Annotated in this window: 17 protein-coding genes; 10 read left to right on the top strand and 7 right to left on the bottom strand. The window is 70.9% G+C overall.

Annotated elements, in window-relative coordinates:
• Nucleotides 1-183: 183 nt before the first annotated feature.
• Nucleotides 184-402 carry a DUF397 domain-containing protein gene (locus tag ABT053_RS21470; RefSeq protein WP_350970870.1) on the top strand — a complete coding sequence of 73 codons (219 nt, stop codon included), beginning with the start codon at nt 184-186 and terminating at the stop codon, nt 400-402.
• 58 nt (nt 403-460) lie between these two features.
• On the opposite strand, the gene ABT053_RS21475 is transcribed toward ABT053_RS21470, so the two are convergent.
• Entirely contained in the window at nt 461-1216 is a 756-nt protein-coding gene (locus ABT053_RS21475; RefSeq protein WP_350970871.1) for a GntR family transcriptional regulator, read from the bottom strand.
• A gap of 103 nt (nt 1217-1319) precedes the next feature.
• On the opposite strand from ABT053_RS21475, the gene ABT053_RS21480 reads away from it, so the two are divergent.
• The 4 genes from ABT053_RS21480 (at nt 1320) to ABT053_RS21495 (ending at nt 6874) form a co-directional block, all read left to right on the top strand.
• Entirely contained in the window at nt 1320-1799 is a 480-nt protein-coding gene (locus ABT053_RS21480) for a glycine-rich domain-containing protein (RefSeq protein WP_350970872.1), read from the top strand.
• The gene (locus ABT053_RS21485) at nt 1771-2646 is read left to right on the top strand and encodes a phosphotransferase (protein ID WP_350970873.1); all 876 of its coding nucleotides are present in this window, start codon (nt 1771-1773) and stop codon (nt 2644-2646) included. The genes ABT053_RS21480 and ABT053_RS21485 overlap by 29 nt, the downstream gene beginning before the upstream one ends.
• A gap of 260 nt (nt 2647-2906) precedes the next feature.
• Entirely contained in the window at nt 2907-5714 is a 2808-nt protein-coding gene (locus ABT053_RS21490) for a bifunctional glycosyltransferase/CDP-glycerol:glycerophosphate glycerophosphotransferase (RefSeq protein ID WP_350970874.1), read from the top strand.
• A 41-nt stretch (nt 5715-5755) separates the two neighbouring features.
• Nucleotides 5756-6874 carry a glycosyltransferase gene (locus ABT053_RS21495; protein ID WP_350970875.1) on the top strand — a complete coding sequence of 373 codons (1119 nt, stop codon included), beginning with the start codon at nt 5756-5758 and terminating at the stop codon, nt 6872-6874.
• Between the two features lie 203 nt (nt 6875-7077).
• Here the strand turns inward: ABT053_RS21495 and ABT053_RS21500 are convergent, their stop codons facing one another.
• The 4 genes from ABT053_RS21500 to ABT053_RS21515 all read right to left on the bottom strand — a co-directional run bounded on the left by ABT053_RS21500 (nt 7078) and on the right by ABT053_RS21515 (nt 13916).
• Complete coding sequence (locus ABT053_RS21500; protein ID WP_350970876.1) at nt 7078-8121, bottom strand: sulfotransferase family protein; 1044 nt, start codon at nt 8119-8121, stop codon at nt 7078-7080.
• Between the two features lies 1 nt (nt 8122).
• Nucleotides 8123-9133, bottom strand: coding sequence for a sulfotransferase family protein (locus tag ABT053_RS21505; protein ID WP_350970877.1), 1011 nt, complete (start codon nt 9131-9133; stop codon nt 8123-8125).
• A gap of 25 nt (nt 9134-9158) precedes the next feature.
• A complete protein-coding gene (locus tag ABT053_RS21510) occupies nt 9159-10220 on the bottom strand; it encodes a CDP-alcohol phosphatidyltransferase family protein (RefSeq protein WP_350970878.1) in 1062 nt (353 codons plus the stop codon).
• A gap of 195 nt (nt 10221-10415) precedes the next feature.
• On the bottom strand, nt 10416-13916 hold the full coding sequence (locus ABT053_RS21515) for a bifunctional glycosyltransferase/CDP-glycerol:glycerophosphate glycerophosphotransferase (RefSeq protein ID WP_350970879.1): 3501 nt from the start codon (nt 13914-13916) through the stop codon (nt 10416-10418).
• A 490-nt stretch (nt 13917-14406) separates the two neighbouring features.
• On the opposite strand from ABT053_RS21515, the gene ABT053_RS21520 reads away from it, so the two are divergent.
• The 3 genes from ABT053_RS21520 (at nt 14407) to ABT053_RS21530 (ending at nt 20724) form a co-directional block, all read left to right on the top strand.
• Entirely contained in the window at nt 14407-16161 is a 1755-nt protein-coding gene (locus ABT053_RS21520; RefSeq protein WP_350970880.1) for an NAD(P)/FAD-dependent oxidoreductase, read from the top strand.
• 337 nt (nt 16162-16498) lie between these two features.
• Nucleotides 16499-19390, top strand: a complete 2892-nt coding sequence (locus ABT053_RS21525) for a CDP-glycerol:glycerophosphate glycerophosphotransferase (protein ID WP_350970881.1) — start codon at nt 16499-16501, stop codon at nt 19388-19390.
• A gap of 206 nt (nt 19391-19596) precedes the next feature.
• A complete protein-coding gene (locus ABT053_RS21530) occupies nt 19597-20724 on the top strand; it encodes a glycosyltransferase (RefSeq protein ID WP_350970882.1) in 1128 nt (375 codons plus the stop codon).
• 148 nt (nt 20725-20872) lie between these two features.
• On the opposite strand, the gene ABT053_RS21535 is transcribed toward ABT053_RS21530, so the two are convergent.
• On the bottom strand, nt 20873-22462 hold the full coding sequence (locus ABT053_RS21535) for a hypothetical protein (RefSeq protein WP_350970883.1): 1590 nt from the start codon (nt 22460-22462) through the stop codon (nt 20873-20875).
• 263 nt (nt 22463-22725) lie between these two features.
• On the opposite strand from ABT053_RS21535, the gene ABT053_RS21540 reads away from it, so the two are divergent.
• Together ABT053_RS21540 and ABT053_RS21545 are read left to right on the top strand one after the other, a co-directional pair.
• The gene (locus ABT053_RS21540; protein ID WP_350970884.1) at nt 22726-23802 is read left to right on the top strand and encodes an RNA-guided endonuclease InsQ/TnpB family protein; all 1077 of its coding nucleotides are present in this window, start codon (nt 22726-22728) and stop codon (nt 23800-23802) included.
• Nucleotides 23803-23972: 170 nt separating this feature from the next.
• Complete coding sequence (locus ABT053_RS21545; protein ID WP_350970885.1) at nt 23973-24815, top strand: polysaccharide deacetylase family protein; 843 nt, start codon at nt 23973-23975, stop codon at nt 24813-24815.
• On the opposite strand, the gene ABT053_RS21550 is transcribed toward ABT053_RS21545, so the two are convergent.
• Nucleotides 24785-26068 (bottom strand): acyltransferase family protein, encoded by a 1284-nt coding sequence (locus tag ABT053_RS21550; protein WP_350970886.1) that lies wholly within the window; start codon nt 26066-26068, stop codon nt 24785-24787. The genes ABT053_RS21545 and ABT053_RS21550 overlap by 31 nt on opposite strands.
• Nucleotides 26069-26120 lie beyond the last annotated feature (52 nt).

Consider the following 26120-nt stretch of genomic DNA (forward strand, 5'->3'; position numbering starts at 1 on the left):
ACTCCCTTGCCGGAAGGACAAGACACCCCTTCTTGCCCGCCGGTCATCCCACCCTTCCGTGTTTTCTCAGGCGCTCGCCGCGATTCACCGATATGACCTGGTGTACGAAGATTTGCGAGCAAAGGCGTTGGACGCCCGCATGTCTCGCAACCTGCCGGCAAAGCTGGCCAAAGAAGTGTGAGCGTGACCGACGGCACCCGCATGAGCGTCGAGACCAAACTGTCGACGGCTGTCTGGCACAAGTCCAGCCGCAGTAACGCCGGTGGCAGCTACGTGGAGATCGCCCGCCTGAACAACCGGGTCGGCGTGCGCGACAGCAAGAACCCCAGCGCCCCGGCTCTCGTGTTCGAGGCCACCGTGTTCGCCATTTTCCTGGAAGCCGTGAAGGCCGAACAGCTCTGAACAACGCATTCGGGGAGAGCGGACGCCTCCGGCAGAACCCGCGACCGCCGATCCCCCTCTACGAGGGGTGACGTGCGATGGGGTACCCGACCTCGAAGTGAGACGCGTCCCGCCGGGTGGCGTTGACCTCGACGACCCGGCCTGCCGCGGCACCCGCCGTGGCGGTGGTGGTGCGGGTCACGCACAGCACCGGTACGCCAGGGGCCAAGACCAGGAGGCGAGTCTCCTCGGGGGTGGCCGCTCGGCTGGAGATCGCGCCCGCCCATTCCAGGCGTCCCCAGCCGAGGTCGTTCTCCATGCGGTCGTAGATGCCGCCGGGCCCGGTGTCGGCCTCGGCGAGGATCGCGCCGGCCGCGAGGTCGGCGGGAAGGTATGAGGTGGCGAGCTGCAGTACACGCCCGGTGGCGGGATCCCCCATGACGCGGTCGCGGATCACGACCGTCGCGGCCGGGGCCAGGCCGAGCAGCGGGGCGATGTCCGGCGGGCATGGGCCTTCGGTGACGGTCGGTGGTTGCGTGGCGCGTAGGTCTTGTACGGCGGCGCTGAAGTAGTAGCCGAGCTCGTCTCGGTAGACGTTCGTGTCGAGGGTGATGCGCTGGCGGGCGGGCTGGGGGCGTACCAACGTGCCGCGGCCTTGGGTTTGGATGATCAGCCCTTCGGTTTCGAGGTGGGCGAGCGCTTTATGGATCGTGGCCTTGGAGGTTCGGTAGGTCTGGGCGAGGTCGATTTCTCGTGGCATGAGGGTCCCCGCCGGGTATCGGCCGGTGTTGATGTCTGCCCGAATCTGGTCAGTGACCTGTGTCCATAGCGCCATACTCCAGATAATAGGTGACCACCTATTGACGGTGACGGCTCGGTAACTCACAGTCAAGATATTCGGATAGGTGCTCACCTATCTCACGAACAAAGGACCCCGGATGACCGTCATCATCGACCGTCCCGCCGCCACTCCCCGCGCCCTCGTCACCCCCGCCCTGTTCACCCGGCTCACCGCGCGGATCGCCATCGACCACCCCGAGCACGCCCACCAGGCCGACGTCATCATGGAGCAGGCGCTCGCCTTCCTGGCCACCTGCGCCGCCAACCCGGGCGCCGGTCTGGGCCCGTCCGACGCCGTCGACATCGGCTGGCACACCTTCCTGATGTACACGAGGGAATACGGCGAGTTCTGCCGGCGGGCCGCGGGCCGGTTCATCCATCACGCCCCCGACGATGTCCCCGGTGAACCCGGGCCCGGCGGTGGCCTCGCGGCTACGATCGAAGCGATGGAGGCGGCCGGGTACCGGGTGGATCCGGTCGTGTGGCCGACCTCGGCCGACTGCAGCAACGACGGCGGCGGCAAGTGCAACCAATGCCATGCGGGGTGTTATGACAGTCCGAAGAAGGCAGTGGGCTGACCTGCCCGGACCTGCCCGTGCGGCCGTCGAGGAGCAGACGGGCCCGGTCGTCGACATCTGGTCGGCCGAGGTCGGGCTGACCTCCGGGCTCGCCGCACACATCACCACCGAGGGGGCCGCCTTCTTCGTGAAGGCGGCCCCCGCCGCCGCGCCGGTCGCCGGGCACCTGCTGCGCGAGCGCACCGCCAACCAGATGCTCCCTCCGGGGATCCCCGCGCCGCGTCTGCTGTGGACCGACGACGTGGCCGGCTGGCATCTGCTCGTCTTCGAGCACGCGCCCGGCCGGGAGGCGGACCTGGCGTCCGGCTCACCGCACATCTCCGCTGTGGTGAACGCGGTCGCCGCCGTCTCCGTCCCGTGCCCGTGGCCGGGCGCGCCCTCGATCACCGGCAAAATCACCTCGCTGCTCCGACAGGCCGAGGCACTCCTGGCGGACTCTCCGGCCGAGTACGCCCGCTACGGGCCGCTCGTCAAAGCGCTCGATATGGACCAGTTCGACGGGGCGACGCTGCTGCACGCGGACCTGCACGCGGGCAACCTGCTTGTTGACGGCGACCGGTGCCAGGTCGTCGACTGGTCGATGGCCTGCCGCGGCGCCCCCTGGAGCGATACGGCCCTGCTGGTCTCCCGGCTGATCGACGCCGGCCACACGCCCGCCGAGGCTGAGGCCGTCGCCGCCCGGGTGCCCGCGTGGAGTTCAGCGCCCGTGGACACGGTGACCGCGCTGGCCGCCACCCGCACCCTGTTCGCCGCCCGCATGGCCGAGACCGGACCGCGGCACCTGAGAGCGAAGCGGCTACGCACCGCAGCGGCGTGCCAGGCGTGGGTGGAGTACCGCACCAGCTGATCGGGCCGCCTGCGTGAACAGGATCGCCGCGTGCACGGCGGCCTCTGCGGCTTCCCGCGTGGTCGGCCTCGATGTCGGTCCGCCGGCGTGCCGGTCGCGCCGGGATCTCGCCGCGGATCGCGAGCCGCGCCTCCAGTCCAAGATCGCAGTTCGTTGCTCTTGCTGCTTCCTGGCTTGGCAACTTCACACAACCCCAAAAAAAGTGTCATCAGTGAACAAGTGGGACAACTGGCTACTTTTTCTCGGGAATACCTCGGATCGTGATCAATATCCCGGAATGCAGCGTTGTGGTCATTACCTACAACGATGCCGCGCGGCTGGCCAGGGCCGTGCGGTCGGTGCTCCGGCAGTCCCTGCGCAACGTCGAGGTGATCATCGCGGACGACGCGAGCACCGACGGCACGGAGAAGGTGGCCAGGGAGTTGCAGCGCGGGGATCCGAGGGTCCGCTACCTGCGTGGGGAGGTCAACAGCGGGGGGTGCGGGGTGCCCCGCAACAGGGGGGTGGCGGCGGCGCGGGCGCCGTACGTGATGTTCCTGGACAGCGACGACGAGCTGACGAGGCACGCCTGCAAGAGCATGCTGCTGGAGATCGAGCGGACCGGGGCGGACTTCGTCACCGGGCAGATCTCCCGGCTGTACGAGCGGACGGGGAAGACCGCGCGCTACTACCCCGCTCTGTTCACCAGGCGCAGGACGGTCGAGGGGATCGCCCGGGAGCCGGAGATGTTCCTCAACTCCTTCAGCACCAACAAGCTCTACCGGGCCGAGCTGCTGCGGCGGGTGCCGTTCCGCGAGGACATGCACTACGAGGACCACGTCTTCAGCACCGCCCTGTACTGCGCGGCGCGGCGGTTCGCCGTGGTCCCCTGGGTGGTCTACCTCTGGCACCGGGCCTCGGCGGAGAGCGAGTCGCGGCTGTCGATCTCGCTGTGCCTGACGGAGATGGCGAACGTCCGCTCCAGGATCAGGGCGGCCCGGCTGAGCGACGACATCCTGCGGGACAGTGGCCTCGATGGCCTCGGCGGCCTGGTGCACGAGCGGCAGCGCCGCTTCATCCGCCAGGACCTGCGGGTCTATCTCAACCCGCTGCCCTCGCGCGACCCGGCGTGGATCGAGGAGTTCGTCTCGGTGATCCACCCCTACCTGGCGGAGCTCGACCCGGTGGTGTTCGAGACGGTCGACCCGCTCCTGCGGGTCTGCTGCAGCTTCATCCTCGACGGCAGGCCCGACGAGCTCCTGGTGGCCGCCCGGTCGCTGAACGGGCCCAAGGCCCCGCCGCGCGCCGCCGTACGGGAGGGCGGGCGCACCTACTGGGGGACGGTCGCCGACGAGCGGCGGGAGATCACCTCGCTGCGGATGGCCGAGCTTCCCTACACCGCCTCCCGGCTGCGCCACGAGGCGGTCGTCACCGGCGAGGGCGCGGTGATCAGGCTGGAGATCACGACGTACGACCCGTTCGGGGTGCTCGACGCCAACCCCGGCTGGACCGCGTTCCTGCGGTTCAGGAACCATCGGGTACGGCTGGAACCGCGCCCGCGCGAGGGCGAGGACGGTTACGCGAGCGAGGCGACGATCGATCTCGCCGCGATCCGCCACGGCCGCCTGGGCTTCGAGGGCCGCTACGACCCGGTGGTCGAGATCGTCAATCCCGACGGGCGGGTCACCTCCGACCGGTTGCTCGTCGACCCGTCCACCGCCTCGTTCGGGATGACCGTCCTGTGGCACGAGGTCGTCGTCAGGGCGGAGGGGACCGCCGCGTTCCTGCGGGTGCTCTGGCGCCGCCAGGGGGTGCTGCGGCAGCTGCCCCGGCTCAAGCGGGCCGCCACCCGCCTGCTGCGGAGGGTGAGCGGGCCCGAGGTGAAGCTCCGCGTCTACAAGGGGCTGATCTCGGTGCTGCCGCCGCGTACGGACTTGGCGCTGTTCGAGTCCGACGTCGGCGCCGGGTACACCGGGAACCCGCGCTACATCTACGAGGAGCTCAGGCGCCGGAACGCGCCGTTGAAGGTGGTGTGGTCGATCGCCGGGACCGGGGGGAGACTCCCCCCCGACGTCAGGCCGGTGCGGCGGATGAGCTGGCGCCACATCTGGACCATGGCCAGGGCGGGCTACTGGGTCGACAGCCACGGCATGCCGCTCGCCTACCCGAAACCGCCCGGCACCCGCTACCTGCAGACCTGGCACGGCCAGGGCATCAAGTCGGTCGGCTTCGACGCGCCCGACCTGCGCGCCGACTTCGACGGGCCGAGGGCGGCCTGGCGGGCCGCGGTGGAGCGCTGGGACGCGCTGGTCTCGCCCAGCGCCGAGTTCGAGCGGGTCTTCGTGCCCTCCAACGGCTACCGGGGACGGCTGCTGCGGCACGGCTCGCCCCGCTGCGACGTGCTCGTGCACGGCGACCGGGAGGCGGCCAGGCGGGCGCGGGAGGAGCTGGAGATCCCGCACTGGTCCAGGGTGCTGCTGTACGCCCCCACCTACCGCGACCGGGCCAAGGGGTCCGGGCAGTCGGTGCGGGCCGACCTGGCCTCGATGGCCGAGGCCCTGTCGGGCGACTGGACGGTGATCCTGCGGACCCACCCGGTCGAGCGGTTCGAGGTGCCGGAGCACCTGCGCCACTTCGTCCGGCACGCGGGATCGTATCCCGAGGTCAACGACCTGATCCTGCTCTCGGACGCGCTGCTGACCGACTACTCGTCCCTGATGTGCGACTACGCGGTCACCGGGCGGCCGATGCTGTTCCTGATCGACGACTGGGACGAGTACCGCAGGGTGGAGCGCGGCGTCTACCACGACCTGCCCGCGATCGCCCCCGGCCCCTGCCTCACCACGACCGAGGAGCTGATCGAGGCGCTGCGCGATCTCGAGGGGCTGACGGCGTCGTTCGCCTCCCGGTACATCGCGTTCCGCAGGACGTGGTGCGCCGACGAGAAGGGCCACGCCTCGGCCAAGGTGGTGGACTCCTTCTTCCCGCCCGCCCACGCCCAGGCCCCCCGCCCCGCCGGCGTGCGGGAACGCGCCCCGGCCGGGGTGCGGCAGCTGAGCCGCCTGCCGCTGCTGGGACGGCCGCGGTGAGCGGCGGGCGTACGGGCACGGGGGCGGTGGTGTTCGCGTGCATGGACGCCGATACCCTCGGCGGCGTCCAGCGGGTCACCCACACCATGGCGCAGGGCCTCGCCGAGCGGGGCCGCGAGGTGCACGTGATCGGGCTGCACCGGGCGGAGAAGCCGTTCCGGTACGTGGAGAGGCCGCGCTACACCAGCCATGTGATCCACCGCACCCCGGTGGGAAGGCTCTCGCGGCTGGGCAGGCGCCGCGAGCGGCGGGCGCTCGGCAGGCTGCTGCGGGAGGTGGGGCCGGGCTTCGCGGTGCTCGCCTCGCCCAGCGTGGTCACCCGGATCGGGAACCTGCTGCCCGAGTGGCTGCTGCCGATCGGGCAGTACCACGGCTCGTACGAGCACGCGCGGGGCTCCTGGCACCTCGGCTCGGTCCGCGGGCACTACGGGACGCTGGAGAAGGCGGTGTTCCTCAGCGAGGAGGACGCGTGGCTGTTCTCCGAGCACGCGCTGCTGCCCAACACCTGGTCCATCCCGAACCCGCTGCCCGCCTGGCCGTCGCGGACCGCGGAGCTCACCGCCCGCCGGGTGCTCGGGGTCGGCAGGCTGGAGGGCGTGAAGCGGTTCGACCGGCTGATCTCGGCCTTCGCGGAGGCGTGCGGACGCCCGGCTCCCGGGGAGGCATGCCGTGACGAGGCTCTCGTGGAGGCCCGCCGCGAGGCCGGTGAGGACTGGGAGCTGCACCTGATCGGCGAGGGGGCCGAGCGGGGGCGGCTCATGTCGCACGCGGCGGCGTGCAAGGTGAGCGACCGGGTGGTGTTCCGCGGCGCGGTGCCCGCCGCCCGGATGGGGGACGAGTACAGGGGCGGGTCGGTGCTGGCGCTGTCCAGCGAGCACGAGGGACTGCCCCTGGTGGTCGGCGAGGCGGCGTCCTACGGGGTGCCCTCGGTGGCATTCGACGTGTCGGGCGGGCTCAGGTCGCTCGTCCTGGACGGGCGGACCGGGGTGCTGGTCCCCCCGGCCGACGTGGGCGCGCTCGCCACCGCGCTCGCCGGGCTGATGGCCTCGGCCGAGGAGCGGCGGCGGCTGGGAGCCGCCGCCCGCGCGCACGTCGAGGCGTTCCGCCCGGACCGCGTCCTGGACCGGTGGGAGGCGCTGTTCGACCAGGTGACCCGCTGAGAACGAGCGTCCCGGTCGTCACGGTCTCGTTCTCGGCGGGTCCACCCGCTGAACAAGCTTCGTGGGCTCGTTCTCGACGGATCACTCGTCGCCTCTCACCGGCTCGCCGCTGTTCTCGCGGACTCGGCGACCCGGTGGCCTGCCAACTCGCCGACCCGCCGACTCGCCGTGGGCCGGTCGAGCCGGTCGAGCCGGTCGGACCGTCAGCCGTTGACCGTGACGGGCTCGTTGCGCGGCAGCGGCACTCCCGCCAGCACGATCTGGGCGGAGGTGAGCCGTGCCCCCAGCGGGTTCGGCTCGCGGAGCCGGATCAGCCGGTCGAACGCGACCCGCTTGACCCGGGCCAGCTTCCGCTTGGCCGCGGTCCGCTCGTAGGAGACCATCCGCGAGGTCTCGACCTTCGGCGCCCCGGTGAGCTCGTACCCGTACGTCTCCAGCCGGTCCCCGAGCACGCTCTCGCACAGCGAGACCTCGCCGGGGTCGAGCCGGTCGCGCCAGGAGCCGGTCCGCGCGGTGGTCACCTCGCCGAAGGTGCGCGCGTGCCAGGTCTTGCGCGCGGGTACGGCGATGTCGGCCACCGCCCCCGGATCGCACATGGCGGGGTCGAAGTCCTCGCCGAGGAACTCGCACAGCCTGCGCAGGTGAGCCTCGGGCTCCGTGGTCAGGTCCTCGTAGCGCAGCTCGTGGTAGCTGCCCTCGGGGAGCTTCGGCGCGCCGTGCCGGGCGAAGTCGATCGCCTCGGCCCAGGCGGACACCGCGCTGTAGACGCTCCCGTTGTACCAGGGCATCTCCTTCAGCGACGCCACGCAGTCACGGCCGTCCCTGATCAGGTGCACGAACTGGGCGTCGGGGAACAGCCGCAGCAGCACGTCGGTGTACTGGAAGTACGAGGGCCGCTTGTCTCCCCAGCGCGGCTTGCCGTGCCTGGCCGCGTACGCGCGCAGCACGATGCCCAGCGCGGAGCCGAGCGTCGGCGGCCCGTCGACGATCTCCTCCAGCACCTCGTCGCGGTTCAGGTCCAGCTCGTGGAAGCGTGACTGGCGCCGGTCGACCACCCACTCGCCCAGCTCGCGCCGGTGTCCGGCGTCGTTGAGGTCGCCGAACTGGAGCCGCCGCTGGTAGGTGGAGACCATGAACCGGGTCTCCGGCGGGATGGCGACGCGCGGGTGGGCGTGCAACATCAGCTGCAGCATCGTCGTCCCCGAGCGGGGACAGCCCAGGACGAAGATCGGGCGATCGGGCAACATGTCAGACCTTCGCAAGCTCGCCGAGCTGCCGGCTGGTGAGCCTCGCGGCCACCGGGCTCGGCTCGCGGAACCGGTTGAGGCGGTCGCGGATCTCCTTGCGCCTGCGCGTCCAGCGCCGCTTGGACGCCGCCTTCTCGCACGCCTGGACGTGGGCCTTGCTCGCCTTGGGCGCGCCGCTCAGCTCGTAGCCGTTCGCGACGAGCCGGTCGGCCAGCACGGTCTCGCACACCGAGATCTCCCAGGGCTCCAGCCTGGCCTTCCACGAGCCCGCGCGTGCGGTCGTGACGTCGCCGTGGGTGTTGCTGTGCCAGACCTTGTGCTGCGGGATCGCCACCCTGGCGACGTGGTACGGCTCGGTCATCGCCGGGTCGTAGTCCTCGCCGAGGAAGTCGCAGAGCTTGCTCAGCTCGGTCTCCGGGTAGGCCGTCAGGTCCTCGTAGCGCAGCTCGTAGTAGCTGTCGGCGGGGAGCTTCTTCGCGTGCCGTCGGCCGTAGTCGATCGCCTCGCTCCAGTTGACCGCCGCGTGGAAGACGTCCTTGGTGTACCAGGGCATCTCCTTCAGCGACGCCACGCAGTCGCGGCCGTCCCTGATCAGGTGCACGAACTGGGCGTCGGGGAACAGCCGCGTCAGCAGGTCCACGTGGTGGTAGTAGCTGGGCCGCTTGTCGCCCCAGCGGCTCTTGCCGTACTGCTCGGCGTACGAGCGGAAGGTGATGCCCATCGCCGACCCCAGCGTGGGCGGCCCCGCGACGATGTCGTCGATCAGCCTGTCCCCGTCGAGCTTGAGCTCCTTGAACTTGGTGTCCTTGTCGCTCACGATCCACCGGCCGACCCTTCGCCGGTTGCGTTCCTCGCGCAGGTCGCCGAAGGAGAACCTGCGGTAGTAGCCGGGCACCACGAACCGTGTCTCCGGAGGCACCGCGATGCGCGGGTGAGAGTGCAGCATCAGCTGCAACATCGTGGTGCCGGAACGCGGACAACCGATCACGAAGATCGGACGGTCGGACTGCATGACAACGAACCCCCGTAAAGCTTGGTCAAACAGATACGCGTGGCGCCTTCTGCACGAGCGGCATGACGGGCACCACCCGGGCGAAGAGCCACATTCGATAGATCAGGACGACCTCGTTCAGCAGAAGCAGCACACCCGCCGCGACCGAGAGGGGCACCAGGGCGACCGGCCCGATCAGCGGGGCGACCACGAACACCGCGGCGTGGAACTCGATGCCGCTGATCAGGTGGGTACGCACCCGGTGGCGGGCCAGCAGGCGGGTGAACCTGCGGGGCAGCTTCGGGCGCCTGCCCCCGCGGCCCCCCGGCCGCCCGGCCCGGTTCCCGGCCCGCTCCCCGTGCCGGCCCTCGTCCGGGTTCTCGTCCCGGTCCTCGAACCCGGCGACCCGCATCGGCTCGCGGGGCTCGCGGGGCGTGATGACCTCGACGGGCCTGACGTGCCCTGCCCCGTGTCCAGCGTGCCCCGTGTGTCCCGTGTGTCCCGCGTGGGCGGTGTGCCCGGCGGCCACCGGCGCCTCGCCGGGCCTGGGGTGTCCTACAGTCACCACGGAATCGACGGGCTCGACGGGCTCCATGGACTCGACGGGCACGAGCCGGCCGGGCCGGTTCTCCTTGACCACCTCGCGCACGCGCTTCATCTGCGGCGCGTTCACGTAGCGGAACAGGTCGAGGACGGCCACCCCGGCGCCGAGCAGGATGTAGGAGACGTCCCCCGTCGCCACGTACTGCCCGGAGGCGAGGCCCGCGGCGCAGCAGACCACCCTGATGCGGTCGCCCACGTAGTCGAGCCAGAGCCCGAACGCCGTCCCCGTCCCCTTGAGCCGCGCGATCTTCCCGTCCATGCAGTCGACCATGAAGCTCACGTAGAACAGCAGGGCCCCCGCGGCCAGCCGTCCGGACGCGAAGCAGATCGCCGAGCACATCCCGAGGATCAGGGAGAAGCGGGTGAGCCCGTTGGGGGTGATGGACGTGTGGTTGGCGACGAGCAGGGTGAGCCTGCACGCCACCGGGTCGACCAGGAAAACGGTCCACCAGGAGTCTTTTCGTTTCCGGGTCGCGTGAACGTCGTCCAACGAATAGGCCCTCATGCATTCCAGCATGGCCACGCGGGGTCCCCTCTCATCTACGCTCTGTAACTACTAGAAGATCTCCATGCCACTTCTTGACCGACCCGCGCCACAGCGATCGGGGGCTTTGGGGACGCGAAAGGCCGAGGAGGGCCTCCCCGGCCTTTCGGGCCCCCGGCCTTTCGGGCCCCCGGCTTTCCGCCCTCGCGGGGCGGGTTACCGGAAGATCCGGTCCACGGCCCTGGCCGACGCGCCGCCGTCCTCCAGCGGGCAGAACCTGGCGGTGAAGGCGTCGTACAGCTTCCGGTACTTGGCGCGCACCTCGTCGGCGTCGCGTACGGCCGCCACGACCTCCTCGGTCGTGCGCAGCAGCGGCCCGGGGGCCTCGGCCTCGAAGTCGAAGTAGAAGCCGCGCACCTCGTCGCGGTAGCGCTCCAGGTCGTAGGTGTAGAACAGCATCGGCTTGCCGGTCACCGCGAAGTCGAACATCGCCGACGAGTAGTCCGTGATCAGCATGTCCGCCACCAGGTAGAGCTCCTGGATGTCCGGATATGTCGAGACATCGAGGACGAAGTCCGTGCCGACCCTGGGCAGCCTGTCCGTGACGCTCGGATGCTTGCGGATCATGAGCACGTGGTCCCCGCCCAGCTCCTCCTCCATGTGCCGGAGGTCCAGCCGCAGGTCGAGCCGGTAGCGCCCCTTGCTGTAGAACTTGTCGTCACGCCAGGTCGGGGCGTACAGGACGACCTTCCTGCCCTCGGGCAGGCCGAGCCGTTCCCTGATCTCCCGGGTGCGCGTGGCCGCTCCGGCGCGGCGCAGCAGGTCGTCGCGGGGAGAGCCGATCTCCAGGACCTCCCCGTCGAACCGCAGGGCGCCGTCCAGGACCGTGGTGCACCACGGGCTCGGCGAGATCAGGTGGCTCCACCTGGCGACGGCCCTGGCCAGCCGCTCGTGGTGGTCGGACCTGGCCGGGGGCGCCTTCTCGACGTCGAAGCCGACGCGCTTCAGCGGGGTGCCGCGCCAGGTCTGCAGCACCGTCTGGCCCTCCCTGCGCTCGAACCACGAGGGCAGGTGGCTGTTGGTGACGATGTACTGGCAGCGGGCCAGGGCGTCGAAGAACTCCCGCCCGTACCGCCGGATCGCCGTCACCCCCTCGGGCAGCTCCACCTGCCCGTCCCGCACGATCCACATGAACTCCAGGTCGGAGCCGCGCCGCACGAGCTCCTCGTAGATCGCCCTCGGGCTGTCGGAGAACTGCCTGCCGCCGTAGCTGTCGAAGAGGACGGCGGGCCGCAGCGGCTCCTGGCACCTCGCGGGGTAGAAGTCCTCGCGCAGCAGCCGCTGCTGCTTCGGCCTGCCCGAGGCGCGCAGGTCGTCGCTCACGGTGAAGACGGCCTCGTCCATCAGGTCGGTGTCGAAGGTGTACGTACGGGTGGCGGAGATGTGCTCCAGCGGCGCGGACAGCCGGAACTCCATACGCATGTCCCCGGTGCCGGTTCCGGTGCGGATCGCGAAGCCGTGCGTGCCAGCGGGCAGCGGCAGCCGTCCGCCGAGCGTGTCGCTCCCCTCGGGCGTCACCGTGGCGCTGCCGTCGACGAGCGGGAAGAGCCGTTCGTTGAGCCGGTTGCGCGAGGTGACGACCAGCCACGCCGGGCCGTCGATCGGGCGCATCGGGGCCCCGGTCACCTTGAGGTGGCCCTGGTCGGTCCACTCCACCCGCTCGACGTAGAACGTCGGCCGCTGCTCGCGCAGCACGAGCCCGCCCGCCTGCGACCGGTCCAGCACCACGTCGCGGCCCCGGAGCCGGTAGAGACCGCGCTCCACGTCCCGGCCGACGAGCAGCGGCCGGGCCCGCCGCCGCTCCGGGTTCTCCTGGCTCTTCGAGCTCTCCGGGCTCTCCGGGCTCTCCGGCTGTTCGGGGCCTTCCGGGAGGACCTCGAAGTGCCATTCGGCGCCGGGGTTGAGCGCGCTCATCTCCAGGCCCGCCGGGTCGAGGCCCGGCCAGCGCTCGGACAGCACCTCGTCGAGGTCGATCACCGCCTCGAAGGCGCCGTCCGTCACGGTCATCGGGTAGCGCCGGGCGCGCCCGCCCTGCGGCCGGACCAGCCGCAGCTCCGGCGCGGCGCCGAGGTCGTCCTCACACCGGCCGCTGATCCGCAGCCTGCCCTCGGCCACCCGGTGGCCGGTGACCCGCCCGCCCGGCCGCTCCACCCGGAGCCTGAACTCCTCGGCGGGCGTCCACTCCGTCCACGCCACGGACCCCGGCTCGCGCTCGGTGAACTCCAGCCGCCGCGCGGCCGGGCTCGGCTGGGACAGCCTGCCCCTGCGTACGAGGCCCCGGGACAGCACGCACAGGTCGATCCGCCAGGTCGAGCCCGCGGGAAGCGTGGCCGGGTCGACGGAGAGCCGGAACCCGCACCAGTCCTTGCGCCTGCGCGGGCCGGTGTCGACCAGCGACAGGCCGCGCCGGATCGTGACCGGGAGCCTGACCTTTCGGCTGTGGCTCCCGGGGCCCTCGGGGACGAGCCAGGCGAGGACGTGCTGCTGGATCCGCCTGCGCGGGCGCAGGTAGCGCAGCGACACCCGGCCCTCGACGACCAGCCTGTCGTCCTTCCACTCCAGGCTGTCCACCCGCTGCCGCAGGTCCAGCTCCTCGCGCATCCGCGTGGTGGCCCGCTCGGCCTGCACCGGGCTGTTGAGGTGGTACCCGCGCAGGCCCCCGCCGACGACGCGGGCGGTCGGCTTGACCGTCCTGTCCCACTCCAGCAGCTGGAGGAGGTCGTCGATCCGGCGCTCCCGTACGAGAGCCCACTTCGCCCGGCGCTGGGCGGGGATGAGCGGGAGGACCTTCGGCCCGGCCTGTTCGAGGTAGTCGCAGGCCAGGTCGAGGAAGCGGTTCCGGAACTCCTCGCCCGCCTGGTCGAGCACCTGCAGGAAGTTGGGCAGGTCGCTGTCGAGGACCATCCGGTCCCACGCCCTCAGGTGCTGGGCCCGCCCGGTGCTGGCGAGGAAGCCCCGCACCGAGTTGACGGCGGCGAAGCGGTCCTCGATCCCCTTGACGTGCCCCCGGTTCTGCGTGATCGAGACGCTCTCCCCCTCCCGCTCCCGCCACAGGTAGACCGGGGTGGACAGCACGTCCACCGCCCCGGCCATGAAGTGGGCGGGCAGGGAGACGGCGATGTCCTCCCACAGCACGCCCTCGGGAAAGCTCAGCCCCTGCTCGTCCCAGAAGGAACGGCGCCACAGCTTGTTCGTGACCAGCCGGTCCTTGAGCAGGATCTCGTCGCGGGTCACGTGGGTCCGCGTGGCGGAGTTGGCGAAGATCACCTTGTGCATCGCCGACTGGCGCACCCCCTGCCCGCTGAAACGGAGGACGTTGCCCGTGACGAGATCGGACCCGCTCTCCCTCAGGCTGCACACCATCGTCTCGACGGCCGTCAGCGGGAGCATGTCGTCGCTGTCCAGGAAGGCGAGGAACTCACCGGTGGCGTGCCTTATCCCGGTGTTCCGCGCGGTGCCGAGGCCCCCGTTCTCCTGCCGGATCAACCGGAACCGCTCGTCACGCCCGGCGAAGGCCCCGGCGATCTCCGCGCTGGAGTCGGGAGAACCGTCGTCCACCATGACGACCTCGATGTCACTCCAGGTCTGCGCGACCAACGACTCCAGACACGCCTCAAGGTACGGTTCCACGTCGTAGATGGGCACGATGATGCTCACTGGGGCCACGATCGGTCCTCCGGTAGTCGAAAGCTCACAGTCCGGTCCATCGGCGTGAACGCCGGACACGGCACACAGGTGAAGATCCACTCATCGTGGAAGACGTCACGGGCGCGCGGCGGGAGGCCCAGCGGTCGCCGGAAAGCGGCGGAAGGGGCCCGTGTGCCCGTCGACACAACCTGGCGGCCATGAGCGCGACGTAGACGTCACGTCAGCAGCATGGCTTCGCGAGCAGGCCGGGCGAACCCGAAACATGACCGCGATGGAGTGAGCTGACCGAGACTTGACCATCTCCCGCACATCTCCCGCGACGCCCCGTCCGTCCTCGGGCCCGCGGCGCGGCAACGCCTTCCCCAAGCCCAGTTCAAGGCTGGGAATGCACACGTCCTAGTAAGACGTGATGACCCTTCGGTCCCCCCTGGCCGTCCGACACGATCGTGTGACCGAGACGGGCGAGATCACGGAAAACGGCATTCGCGGGGGGAAGCGCATGGATTCAACAGTGGTCGTGGGGGCGGGGCCCGCCGGGCTCACCGCGGCCTACGAGCTGGCCAGGCGCGGACACCCGTGCGAGGTCTTCGAGGCCGACCACGTGGTCGGCGGGATCAGCCGGACGGAGGAACGCGACGGCTGGCGCTTCGACATCGGCGGGCACCGCTTCTTCACGAAGGTGCCGCGGGTGGAGGACTTCTGGAACGAGATCCTCGGCGAGGACGACTTCCTGCTCCGCCCGAGAATGAGCCGCATCCACTACAAGGGCCGTTTCTACGACTACCCGCTCCGGGCGTCCAACGCCCTGTTCAACCTCGGTGTCCTCGAATCCCTGCGCTGCGTCGGCTCGTACGCCTGGGCCCGGATCAGGCCGCCCGCCGACCGGTCAACCTTCGAGGGCTGGGTCGCGGCCAGGTTCGGCCGGCGGCTCTACGGGATCTTCTTCAAGACGTACACGGAGAAGGTGTGGGGCGTTCCCGCCGCGAGCATCCAGGCCGACTGGGCCGCGCAGCGGATCAGGAATCTCTCCCTGGGCAGGGCCATCGCCGACGCGCTGACGCCCGGCAGGAACCGGAAGGAGATCACGAGCCTCATCGAGGAGTTCCGCTATCCCAAGCTGGGGCCGGGCATGATGTGGGAGGCCTGCGCCGACCGGGTCCGGGAGCGGGGCTGCGCCGTGCGCCTCGGCACCCGGGTCGAGCGCGTCCGCCGCCACCACGGCCGCCTCGCCGTCACCGTCCGCTCGGAGAACGGCGACATCGACGGTGACATCGGTGGTGACATCGACGGCGACATCGGTGGTGACATCGGCGGCGGTACCGGCGCCGTACGCCCGCACGACGGCCGAACCGTCCGCGCGGAGGGTGGCATCGTCCGCCCGTACGACATCGGCGCCGGCCGCTCGGAAGGCGGCGTCGTCCGCTCGCACGACATCGGCGCCGTCCGCTCGGAGGGTGACGTCGTTCGCTCGGAAGGCGGCACCGTCCGCTCGGAGGGTGGCGTCGTCCGCTCTTACGGCGATGGGAGTGTCACCCGCGAGGTGTATTGCGACCACCTCGTCTCCTCGATGCCGCTCACCGCCCTGATCCGCGCGTTCGGGCCCGACGTGCCCGATGCCGTCGCCGAGGCCGCCGCGGGGTTGAAGTACCGCGACTTCCTCACCGTCGCGCTGGTCGTCCCCGAGCGGTTCTCCTTCCCCGACAACTGGATCTACATCCACTCCCCCGAGGTCCGGCTCGGCCGGGTGCAGAACTACGGCTCCTGGTCGCCCTACCTCGTGCAGGCCGGGCGGACCTGTCTCGGCCTGGAGTACTTCGTCAACGAGGGCGACGACCTGTGGCGCTCCCCGGACGACGAGCTCGTCGCGTTCGGCACCCGGGAGCTGGAGCAGCTGGGCCTGGTGACCCCCGGCTCGGTCCAGCGGGGCTACGTGGTGCGGATGCCGAAGGCCTACCCGGTCTACGACGCCGGTTACGCCGGGAACGTCGAGGTGCTCAGGAAGTATCTCGACGTGGAGTGGCCGGAGATCCACCCCGTCGGCCGCAACGGCATGCACCGGTACAACAACCAGGACCACTCCATGCTCACCGCGATGCTGACCGTGGAGAACATCGTCGACGGAGCCCGGCACGACGTCTGGGAGGTCAACGTCGACGCGGAGTACCACGAGGAGCGCGCGGACCGGAAGCGGGCCGCGAGCGGCACCGGCCGTGACGCCCCCGTCCTCCTCTCGGACGCGCCCGCCTCGGCCTGAGCCTTCTCGACCCGAGACCTCCCGACCCGAGGCCTTCCCGACCCGGGGCCTCCCGACCTGAGGCCTCCCGACCCGAGGCTTCTCGACCCGAGGCTTCTCGACCCGAAGCCCTCCGACCTGGGGCTTCTCGCACCAAAGCCTTCCGGCCCGAAGCCTCTCGAACCGAGGCCTCCCGACCTGAGGTCTCCCGACCTGGGGCCTCCCGGCCCGGGGACCCCGGCCCGAGGCCCCCGGCCGGCACCAGCGATCCCATGACGCCTTGCCTGGCTCGTGCCCGTCGGGCACCCGAGCCACCGCGGGTCAAGGCTCTCCTCCCAGCCGCCTTGGAGTTGCGCACATGACAACACAGCCACACACGCTCCCGGACGTCAGCGTGATCGTCATCACCTTCGACGACGCGGCCCGGTTACCCCGGGCCGTGCGCTCCGTGCTCAGCCAGACGCTCAAGAACCTCGAAGTCGTCATCGTGGACGACTGTTCCGGCGACGACACCCCCTCGGTGGCCAAGGCGCTCACCGAGGAGGACGCCCGGGTCCGCTACGTACGGCTGCCCGCCAACAGCGGCGGCTGCGGCGCGCCGCGCAACGCGGGCATGGACGCCGCGCGCGCGCCCTTCCTGATGTTCCTCGACAGCGACGACGAGCTGCCCAGGCACGCCTGCAAGAGCCTCCTGCTGGAGGCGGAGGCGACCGGCGCCGACTTCGTCATGGGCACCGTGGAACGCGTGGACGAGGCGACCGGCGCCGTCACCCTCTGGTACCCCCAGCTGTTCGCCGAACGGCGGGTCGTGGACGGCATCCGCGCGGAGCCCGAGCTGCTCTTCAACTGCCTGGCCACCAACAAGCTGTACCGGCGGACCTTCCTCGACGTCACCGGCATCCGCTTCCCCGAGGACATCCACCACGAGGACATCGTCTGGTCGACGGAGCTGTTCTGCCGCAGCAAGCTGTTCGCCATCGTGCCGTGGCCGGTCTACCGCTGGCTGCTCGCCGCCACCCCCGCCACCAGGTCGATCTCGTCCCGGCGGCACGAGCTGGAGAACGTGCGCCAGCGCGTCACCGCCGCCGTCCTGAGCGACCGCGTCCTGGCGAACACCCACTCCCTCGACCTCAAGGAGGACAAGGACTTCCGCTTCCTCTCCCACGACCTCCGCCTCTACCTGGGGGACCTGCCCCAGCGCGACCCGGCGTGGATCTCCGAGTTCGCCGACATCGTCATCCCGTACGTGGACACGCTCGACCCCGCCGCGATCGAGCGGCTGACCCGGGCGGAACGGGTGTGCGTCCAGCTCGTCCGCGAGCGGCGCGGGGCGGAGGCGGCGCTCGCCGCCGTCGAGCTGGGGGGCAGGCACTCGGTCCCGCCCCGGGCGGTCACCGCGGACGGCGGGCGGGTGTTCTGGGGGACGGCACTCCCGAAGGACGAGCAGGCCCGGAGCGAGCTGGACGTCACCGGGCTGCGGCTGGCGGAGCAGCCGCTGTCGGGCGCGCTGCTCCGGCACGAGCTCGTCGACCTGCAGGCGTCGAAGGACGAGATCCGGCTGGGCCTGCGGACCTACGACCCGGGCCGGGTGCTCGACGGCCGCACGATGACCGCGTGGCTCCGCATCGGCGGCAGGAAGAGGGCGATCGCCACGATCCCCGTCCAGATGACACCCGTCGTGGTCGAGCCGCCGGGAGAGCGGGAGAGGCAGGCCCCGAGGGGACTCGAAGGGCAGTGGGACCCGGAGGAACCGGAGAGGACGATCATCCCGCGGATGACGGGGGCTCCCCCCGAGGGGACGGGCATCCTGGAGGGGACGGTGTCGATCTCCCTGCCCGACCTGGAGTGGCCGGACAACGCCGTCAGGCCGCAGGCGGTCATGATCTCGCTCCACGAGGGCGAGCGCCGGAACCTTCGGCCCCTCCTCGCGGCCCCGGGGCTGTCGTTCACCTCCCTGGGCGCCGTGGGTCCGGCGGGCTCGGGCCGTCTGGTCCTGGAGGCGTCGGCCGACATCCCGTTCCGCCTCACGGCGCGCAGGCTCGGCCCCGCGGCCGGGCGGCGGTTCCCGAACGTGGCGGAACTCTGGCGGACCCTGCTCGCCGACCTCGCCACCCCCCGCAACCTGGGCCGCTTCTACCGGCTGGTCAGCGCGACGGTGCCGGTGAACCGCCGCCTGGTGCTGTTCGAGTCGGCCGAGGGCACCGGCTACACCGGCAACCCGCGCTACGTCCACGAGGAGCTGCAGCGGCGCGCCACGGGCCTGCGGGCGGTCTGGTCGCACGCGGACGTCCCCGAACGCTTCCCCGAGGACGTCGACCTCGTCCGGCGCGACACCTTCCGCTACGCCTGGACCCTGGCGCGCGCCGGGCACTGGGTGGACAGCCACAACCTGCCCTACTGCTACCGCAAGCGCGGGAGCACCCGCTACCTGCAGACCTGGCACGGGCAGGTGCTCAAGAAGATGGGGCTGGACGAGCCCCGGCACCGGGCGCAACGGGCCCTGGCCAAGAAGTACGCCGAGGCGGTGGCGCGCTGGGACGCGCTGCTCACGCCGGGCCCCGACTTCCGCCGCGACTTCGCGGAGGCCAGCGGGTTCAGGGGGGAACTGCTGTACTCCGGCTACCCGCGCACCGACGTGCTGGTGCGGCACATGGAGCCCGCGCAGCGCGAGCGGGCGCGGCGGGTCAGGGAGTTCTTCGAGATCCCCGCGGGGAAGCGCGTGATCCTCTACGCGCCCACCTACCGCGACAGCAGGCGCTTCAGCGGCGACTCGATCCGGCTCGACCTGCCCGCCCTCGCGGGCGTCCTGCCCCCGGACTGGGTGATCCTCGTCCGCGCCCACCAGTACGACCGTTTCGCGGTGCCCGACCCGCTCGGCTGGCTCGTCCGGGACGCCTCGGCGTTCCCCGAGGTCAACGACCTGATGCTCGCCTCCGACGTGCTGGTGACGGACTACTCCTCGATCATGTTCGACTACGCCTGCCTCGGCAGGCCGATCCTCTACTACGTCGACGACTACGAGCGCTACGCCTCCACCCAGCGGGGGGTCTGCTTCGACCTCGCCGAGGTCGCCCCCGGGCCGCTGCTGCGCGACCCCGGCGAGCTGGCCGGGGCCCTGGACCGGCTCACCGAGATCACCGAGCGGTACGGGAGGCGCTACGCGGAGTTCCGCGACCGCTGGTGCGGCCTCGACGACGGGCAGGCGAGCGCCAGGGTCGTGGACGCCTTCTTCCCGGAGGTCACGCGATGAGACCCACTGTTCCCGAAGGTCACATGACGAGACCACTTCTTCCCGAAGAACACACGGTGAGACCGGCTCTTCCCGAAGGTCACCTGATGAGACCACTTCCTTCCGAAGAACACACGGTGAGACCGGCCCTCCCCGGAGGTCACACGGTGAGACCGCTTCTTCCCGAAGGTCACGCGGCGGAATCGCTTCATCTCGGAGGTCACCCGGTGAGATCGCGCAACGTCTTCTTCCTCAGCACCGACGGCGACTCGATGGGCGGGTCCCAGCGGGTCATCCACACCCTCGCCCAGGGCCTCGGCTCGCGCGGGCACAAGGTAACCCTGATCAGCATCAACCCCTCACGGCAGCCGCAGACCTACGTCGCCGACCCCGTCTACCGGCACACCACCCTGTACGACACGCCCGCCCCCGAGTCCACCGCCCGCTCGCTCCCGTGGCGCAGGGCCAGGCAGCGGAGGACCCCGGAGGAGGTCGCCGCCGCCCGGCAGAAGCTGCTGCGGCTGACGGACCGGACCCGCGACGGCTACCTGGTCATCGCCTCGCCCTGGGCCGCCCACTGGATCGCCGGCCTGCCCATGCCGCACATCGCCAAGGTCGGCCAGTACCACCAGTCGTACGCCGAGGCCGTGGACTCCCCGAACCTCAGGCTGATCAAGAAGCACTACGCGCACCTGGACAAGGCGCTGTTCCTCTGCGACGACTACGCCGCGTCCTTCACCGAACACCGGCTCGCCAACTGCGGGACCATGCTGAACCCTGTCAGCGTCTTCCCCGACAGGGCGGCCCCGCTGCGCAACCCGAGGATCGTCTCGGCCGGGCGGCTGGTCAGGGTGAAGCGGATCGACCTGCTGATCGACGCCTTCGCCGCCGCGGCCCCGGCCGTCGCCGAGCCGTGGGAGCTGCACATCATCGGCGACGGGCCGCTGCGGGCGGTCCTGGAGGCGCAGGCCGCGCGGACCGGGCTCGGCGACCGGATCGTCTTCCGCGGGCAGGTCGAGAACATCGAGGCCGAGTACCTGGACGCCTCCATCGTCACCCTGAGCAGCGACTTCGAGGGGTGGGGACTGGTCCTCGCCGAGGGCGCGGCCTGCGGGCTGCCCGCCGTGGCCTGCGACGCCTCGGCGGGGGTGCGGACCCTGGTCGAGGACGGGGACAACGGCATGCTGGCCGAGCCGGGCAACACCGGGAGCTTCGCCGCCGCGCTGGAGCGCCTCATGTCCGACGCCGAGCTGCGCCAGAGGATGGGGACGAGGGGCAGGGAACGGATGCGGGAGTACCGGCTGCCCCGCGTCCTGGACCGCTGGGAGGCGCTGTTCGAAGAACTCGACCGCTGACGGCCGGGCCGGCGGACCAGAGGGCTGGCGGACCGGCGGGACCCGGGTGGAACAGCGGGACCGGCGGGAGCTCCCCGGGACATCCGGGGGTCCCCGGTTCGCCACCGGTTCACCTCCGGGCGGCTCCGGAACGGCTCGGGGGTCCTGTTCATCGACGGGCCGGACGGTCCGTCGCCTCCCGCAGGAGCAGCGGGACGAACAGGACCCCGACGAAGATCGGCGCCACCATGAAACGGAAGTCCGGCGCGGTGTTGGTGAGGATCACCCCGATCTGCTGTCCCGCGACCACCGCAGCTCCGGCGAGCGCCGCCCGGCTCCCCGTAAGCCACCACACGAGCGCGGCGGTGGCGTAGACGAGGTAGCACCAGAACGGCGCCCGCCAGAGCAGCCATTCGAGCTGCCTGACCGTGCTCGCGTCCAGCGCGAACACCCCGGCGGCCAGCAGCCCGTCGGAGATCGGCCGCTGCCGCATCACCGACGCCACCGGGGTGCCCTGCCAGCCTTCGGGGAGCCGGGGGTCCCTCAGCGAGAAGCGGTAGAGCTCACCGCCGGGTTCGCCCGAGGTCGAGCCGACCTGCCAGGCGAGCGCGGCGCGGCAGATCCGGGCGCCCAGCATCATGCCGGGGGCGCGGAGCAGCAGTCCCCGCCAGAGCTCCAGGACGTCGGAGATCCGTTCCTCGGCCCGCGCGTGGCCGAACCCGGGGTCGAAGAAGACGCCCGCCATGGTCTGGCAGGTCGCGCCGCGCCGCCAGGCGTCGAGCGGGGCGATCCCCGCCAGGAGCGCCCGCTGCTCGCGGTCGAAGAGCCGGGGTCTCTCCCCGTACGCCACGGCGAGGTCGCCGAACACCGTCTGGTAGGCGAACGAGCGCGACGGCGGCGCGATGCCCATCGCCGGGTAACCGGCGCCCAGCAGGAGCAGGGGCGCCGCCACCGCCCCGGCCGTCAGCGCCGCGACCCACCGGCGGGCCCCCGGACGGCCGGACAGGACGACGACCAGCAGTGTGGCGGCGATCGACGCCACGAGGAAGCCGTTGTTGCGGAAGAGCCCCAGCCCGAGCAGTTCCCCCCCGAGAGCCGCGAAGCGCGGATCCCACCCCCGCCCCCCACCCCCACGCCCGACCCCGCACCAGACCACGCCACGCCCCGGGGACCCGTCCCGCACCGCGAACCCAACCACGCCACGCCCCGGGGACCCACCCGGCGCACCGGACCGCACACCGGACCACGTATCGGACCACGCACCGGACCGCGCACCCGGCCGGGTCGCGAGCCGTACGGCGGTGCCCGCGGCCAGTACCGCGCACACGGTGAACGGCACGTCCTTCCACATCGACACCGTGAAGGCGCCCAGCGGCGGCGACAGCGCCGCGCACCCCACCGCCACGAGCAGCGGGCGCCCCCGTACCCCCAGCCGCCGGATCGCGCCCGCGAGGTGGGCGAGCGCGGCGGCCATCGCCGCCGTCTGCAGGAGGGTGACCGGGGACAGGTCGCCGGTCACCCGCAGGGAGAGCCAGAGCAGGGCGTCGTAGGCGACCGACTGACCGGCCACCCACGGGCCCGTCGTGACGTGCGCGACGTAGGTGACCGAGTCGGGACTCATCAGCCCGGGGTGGAAGGCGAGCCACCAGCCGAGCAGCGCGAGCTGGGCAGTCGCGTAACAGGCGAGGGTGAACCACCGGCCACGGGCCGGCGTCCCGCCGGTCTCCCCCCGCTCCTCCTTGACCGGTTTCGGGCTCACCGCACTGATCATCATGTTCTTCCCAGCGTGCTCCGGCGGGGGTCCGATGCCATCATCGGGCACACAAGGGGTCGCCCCGACCCGTTATACACACCCATGACCTGGGGAAACGTCAACCTTGTGCGGAACACGACACCGCACGCGGCACCGCACCCGATCGCGAGAGCGCGCCTTTCACCGAGAACACGCGGCGCGGACGCCCCGCCCTTTGGAGCCGGGGAGAAAACACGGAACGGCGAGGCGATGAATGTCACACTCAGTGCATGCTGGTGACGGAGACGTTGAAGCTTGCCCCGAGCGCCGAGCAGTGCGAGACGCTGCTGGCGACGATGCGGGCATGCAACGCCGCCGCCAATCGCGCCGCCGAGGTGGCGTTCCGGCATCGCACCGCCAACAAGATCAGTTTACAGAAGCTGGTGTACGCCGAACTGCGGGCCGATCACGGCCTGTCGGCGCAGATGGCCATCCGGTCGATCGCCAAGGCGTGCGAGGTCTACAAGCGCGACAAGAAGATCAAGCCGGTGTTTCGCGAGTTGGGTGCGGTCGCCTACGACCAGCGGATTCTCACCTGGAGAAGCCGCGACGCGGTCAGCATCCTCACTCTCACCGGCCGCATCGTCGTCCCCGTCGTCTACCGGGGGCGCTGGTCGAAGACCAGCGGGACCACCACAAGGGGACAGGCGGATCTCCTCTACCGTGACGGCATGTTCTTCCTCGCCGTCGTGGTCGACGTTCCCGAACCGGCACAGGAGGACGAGCCACACGAGTGGCTGGGCGTGGATCTCGGCATCGTGAACCTGGCCACCGACTCCACCGGCGAAGCACACACCGGCAAGGGCGTGCGGGCTGTGCGGCGCCGCAACGCCCGCCTGCGGGCGCGCCTGCAGGCCAAGGGCACCAAGTCCGCCAAGCGGCTCCTGAAGGCCCGCCGCCGCAAGGAGTCCCGCTTCGCCCGGAACGTCAACCACGTGATCAGCAAGCGTCTGGTCGGCAAAGCCAAAGACACCCGGACGGGGATCGCCCTCGAAGACCTCGAAGGCATCCGCGAGCGGTTAACGGTTCGTAAGGCTCGGCGTGCCGACCACCACTCGTGGGCGTTCCGCCGGCTCCGCACGTTCGTGACCTACAAGGCCGCCATCGCCGGCGTGCCCGTGCGCCTGGTCGACCCCCGCAACACCTCCCGCACCTGCCACCGGTGCGGGCATTGCGACAAACGCAACCGTCCCAACCGGGACGACTTCAGGTGTCTCGGCTGCGGGTTCGCCGGCCCCGCCGACCACAACGCTGCGATCAACATCGGTCGCAGGGCAGTGAGTCACGCTGCCGACGACGCGGCCTGACCCGTGCGCCCCATGCACGGTGAGGAGCTGCAAGCTCGGCCCTCAGGGCCGAGAAGCTGACAGGACATCGTGACACTTTAGCCCCGGGAGGCATCAGGCATCTCGATAGGATGCTCATTCGACCGACGTCGATTTGACCCGGAGCTCCCCTCATGAAGCCTCCTGTCCGAATGTTGCTGGCCGCATCCTGCGCGCTGGCCATGATCGCAATTCCGACCACCGCATGGAGTGCGGACCAGCCCAAAACGACGGCCACCACGGCGGGCAAGGCCAAGCCCGCTCCCAAGGCCACGACCACCCCCGCCCCGAAGCCCGTGCCCGTGGACTGCGCGAAGGTGAAGTGCATCGCGCTCACCTTCGACGACGGCCCCGGTAAGTACGCGGACAAGCTGCTCGACACCCTCAAGAAGTACAAGTCCAAGGCGACGTTCTTCCTTGAAGGCCAGTACGTGAAGTCCCGCCCCGCGTTCGCCAAGCGGATGGTCACCGAGGGCCATGACATCGGTAACCACAGCTACAGCCACCCGCACCTGCGGGAGCTGTCGGAAGACAAGATCCGCGAGGAGCTGAACAAGACCCAGGACATCGTCAAGAAGTCCACCGGGAAGTACCCGACGACGATCCGCCCGCCCTACGGCGAGTTCGACGAGCGGGTCGCGGCGATCGCCACCCAGATGGGCATGCCGATCGTCCTGTGGAACGGCGGTTCGCGGGACTGGGCGACCAAGAACGAGAAGGCCATCTACGACGAGGTGCTCAAGAACGCCAAGCGTGACGGGGTCATCCTCATGCACGACTGGGTTCCGCAGACCGTCACGGTGATGCCGAAGCTGCTGGCCGCCCTGCAGAAGCAGGGTTACCACGTGGTGGCGGTCTCCTCGCTGCGCGGCGCCAAGACCACCAAGGCCGGGGACGTCTACCCGGTCGGCTCCGAGAAGGACGAGGACCTGTCCTCCGAGTCGCCCACCGGCGACCCGGACGACTACGCCCAGTCCCCCGAGGACGGCCTCTGAGCCGTCGCCTCACCCGAGGAAGCGCCCGAGGAAGTGCCTGGGGAAACGCCTGAAGGGGCGGCACCCGGGGAAGCACCCGGCCCGCGGGCCAGCCGCCTGCCCAGCCGCTGCATGGGAAGCTCCACGTAGCGGTGGGTGAGCAGGCTCAGGCCGAGCACCGCCAGCACGAACGCTGCCGACAGTGACAGCTGCACCACCTGCCCTGCCTCCCGTACGTCGCCGACGACGGCGTGCGTGAGTCGCAGCAGCGGGTGGTGCAGCAGGTAGACCGAGTAGCTGACCAGGCCCAGCCAGACGAGGAACCGGGGCAGCCGCCGCTCGCGCAGGGCCATCCCGGCCGCGAACGTCGCCCCGGCCAGCGCCATGGTCGCGACCCACGGCCCCGGCTGGACCCACCACCAGCCCGCCTGTTCCGACCAGACGGGGGCCAGGGCCACCAGCACGGTCGCCGCCGCCACCGGCCAGAGCCCGCCCGCGCCCTGTTCCCAGCGCCGGATCGCGGTCCCGGCGAACATCACCGCGAGGATCGCCGCCCCCAGCCACGGCACGAAGCCCGAGAAGATGAGCAGCACCAGCGCCATCGCGCCGAGCACGTACGCGGCGGCGTTCCGGAACCGGCCGCCGATCAGGCACGCCAGACCCGCGAAGAACACCACGCCGGACACGTACGCGGGCCAGGGCCCCGTCAGCAGCGGCCCCGTCAGCAGCAGTCCCGCCACGATCGCGACGGCGCCGAAGCCCACCGCGTAGGTCCCGCTCGCGCGGTGGACCCCTCCGGCGAACAGCGCGGTGACGACCAGGTAGAAGACCATCTCGTAGGAGAGGGTCCACATGGTGTCGGCCAGGCCGCCCAGGTGCACCACGTCCAGCAGCATCGTGGCGTGCGCGGACACCGACGACAGGTCCCTGGGCACCTGCTCGCGTACGGGCATCCAGATCGCCATGACCAGGACGGCCGCCGCGACCAGCAGGTAGATCGGGTAGAGCCGGAACACGCGGCTGATCCAGAAGGCCCTGACGTCGCCGCGCCTCTCCAGCGAGACCGGGATGATGTAACCGCTGACCAGGAAGAACACCAGAACGCCGTACATCCCGAGGTTGAACCAGTACGGCCTCAGGGCGGGCATGAACCAGGGCAGCAGGTGCTCCAGCAACACGGCGACCGCGCCGATGCCACGCAGCGCGTCGAGCCACGCCAGGCGGGCGCCGGAGGTCGGGGGGGAGTCTGCGCCGATGGGGGTGGTGGAGGACACCCGCCCCAACTTACCGCCCGGCACCTCGCGAAACCGCGCCATCGGCGCCAAC

The sequence above is a fragment of the Streptosporangium sp. NPDC002524 genome (assembly GCF_040295985.1).
In the GTDB taxonomy this organism is placed as follows: Bacteria; Actinomycetota; Actinomycetes; order Streptosporangiales; family Streptosporangiaceae; genus Streptosporangium.

Coding starts and splice junctions, on each gene's coding strand:
- ABT053_RS21520 (WP_350970880.1), top strand. CDS start 14,407: ATGGATTCAACAGTGGTCGTGGGGGCGGGGCCCGCCGGGCTCACCGCG.
- ABT053_RS21495 (WP_350970875.1), top strand. CDS start 5,756: ATGGACGCCGATACCCTCGGCGGCGTCCAGCGGGTCACCCACACCATG.
- ABT053_RS21510 (WP_350970878.1), bottom strand. CDS start 10,220: ATGAGGGCCTATTCGTTGGACGACGTTCACGCGACCCGGAAACGAAAA.
- ABT053_RS21505 (WP_350970877.1), bottom strand. CDS start 9,133: ATGCAGTCCGACCGTCCGATCTTCGTGATCGGTTGTCCGCGTTCCGGC.
- ABT053_RS21540 (WP_350970884.1), top strand. CDS start 22,726: ATGCTGGTGACGGAGACGTTGAAGCTTGCCCCGAGCGCCGAGCAGTGC.
- ABT053_RS21525 (WP_350970881.1), top strand. CDS start 16,499: ATGACAACACAGCCACACACGCTCCCGGACGTCAGCGTGATCGTCATC.
- ABT053_RS21485 (WP_350970873.1), top strand. CDS start 1,771: ATGACAGTCCGAAGAAGGCAGTGGGCTGACCTGCCCGGACCTGCCCGT.
- ABT053_RS21475 (WP_350970871.1), bottom strand. CDS start 1,216: ATGGCGCTATGGACACAGGTCACTGACCAGATTCGGGCAGACATCAAC.
- ABT053_RS21480 (WP_350970872.1), top strand. CDS start 1,320: ATGACCGTCATCATCGACCGTCCCGCCGCCACTCCCCGCGCCCTCGTC.
- ABT053_RS21500 (WP_350970876.1), bottom strand. CDS start 8,121: ATGTTGCCCGATCGCCCGATCTTCGTCCTGGGCTGTCCCCGCTCGGGG.
- ABT053_RS21545 (WP_350970885.1), top strand. CDS start 23,973: ATGTTGCTGGCCGCATCCTGCGCGCTGGCCATGATCGCAATTCCGACC.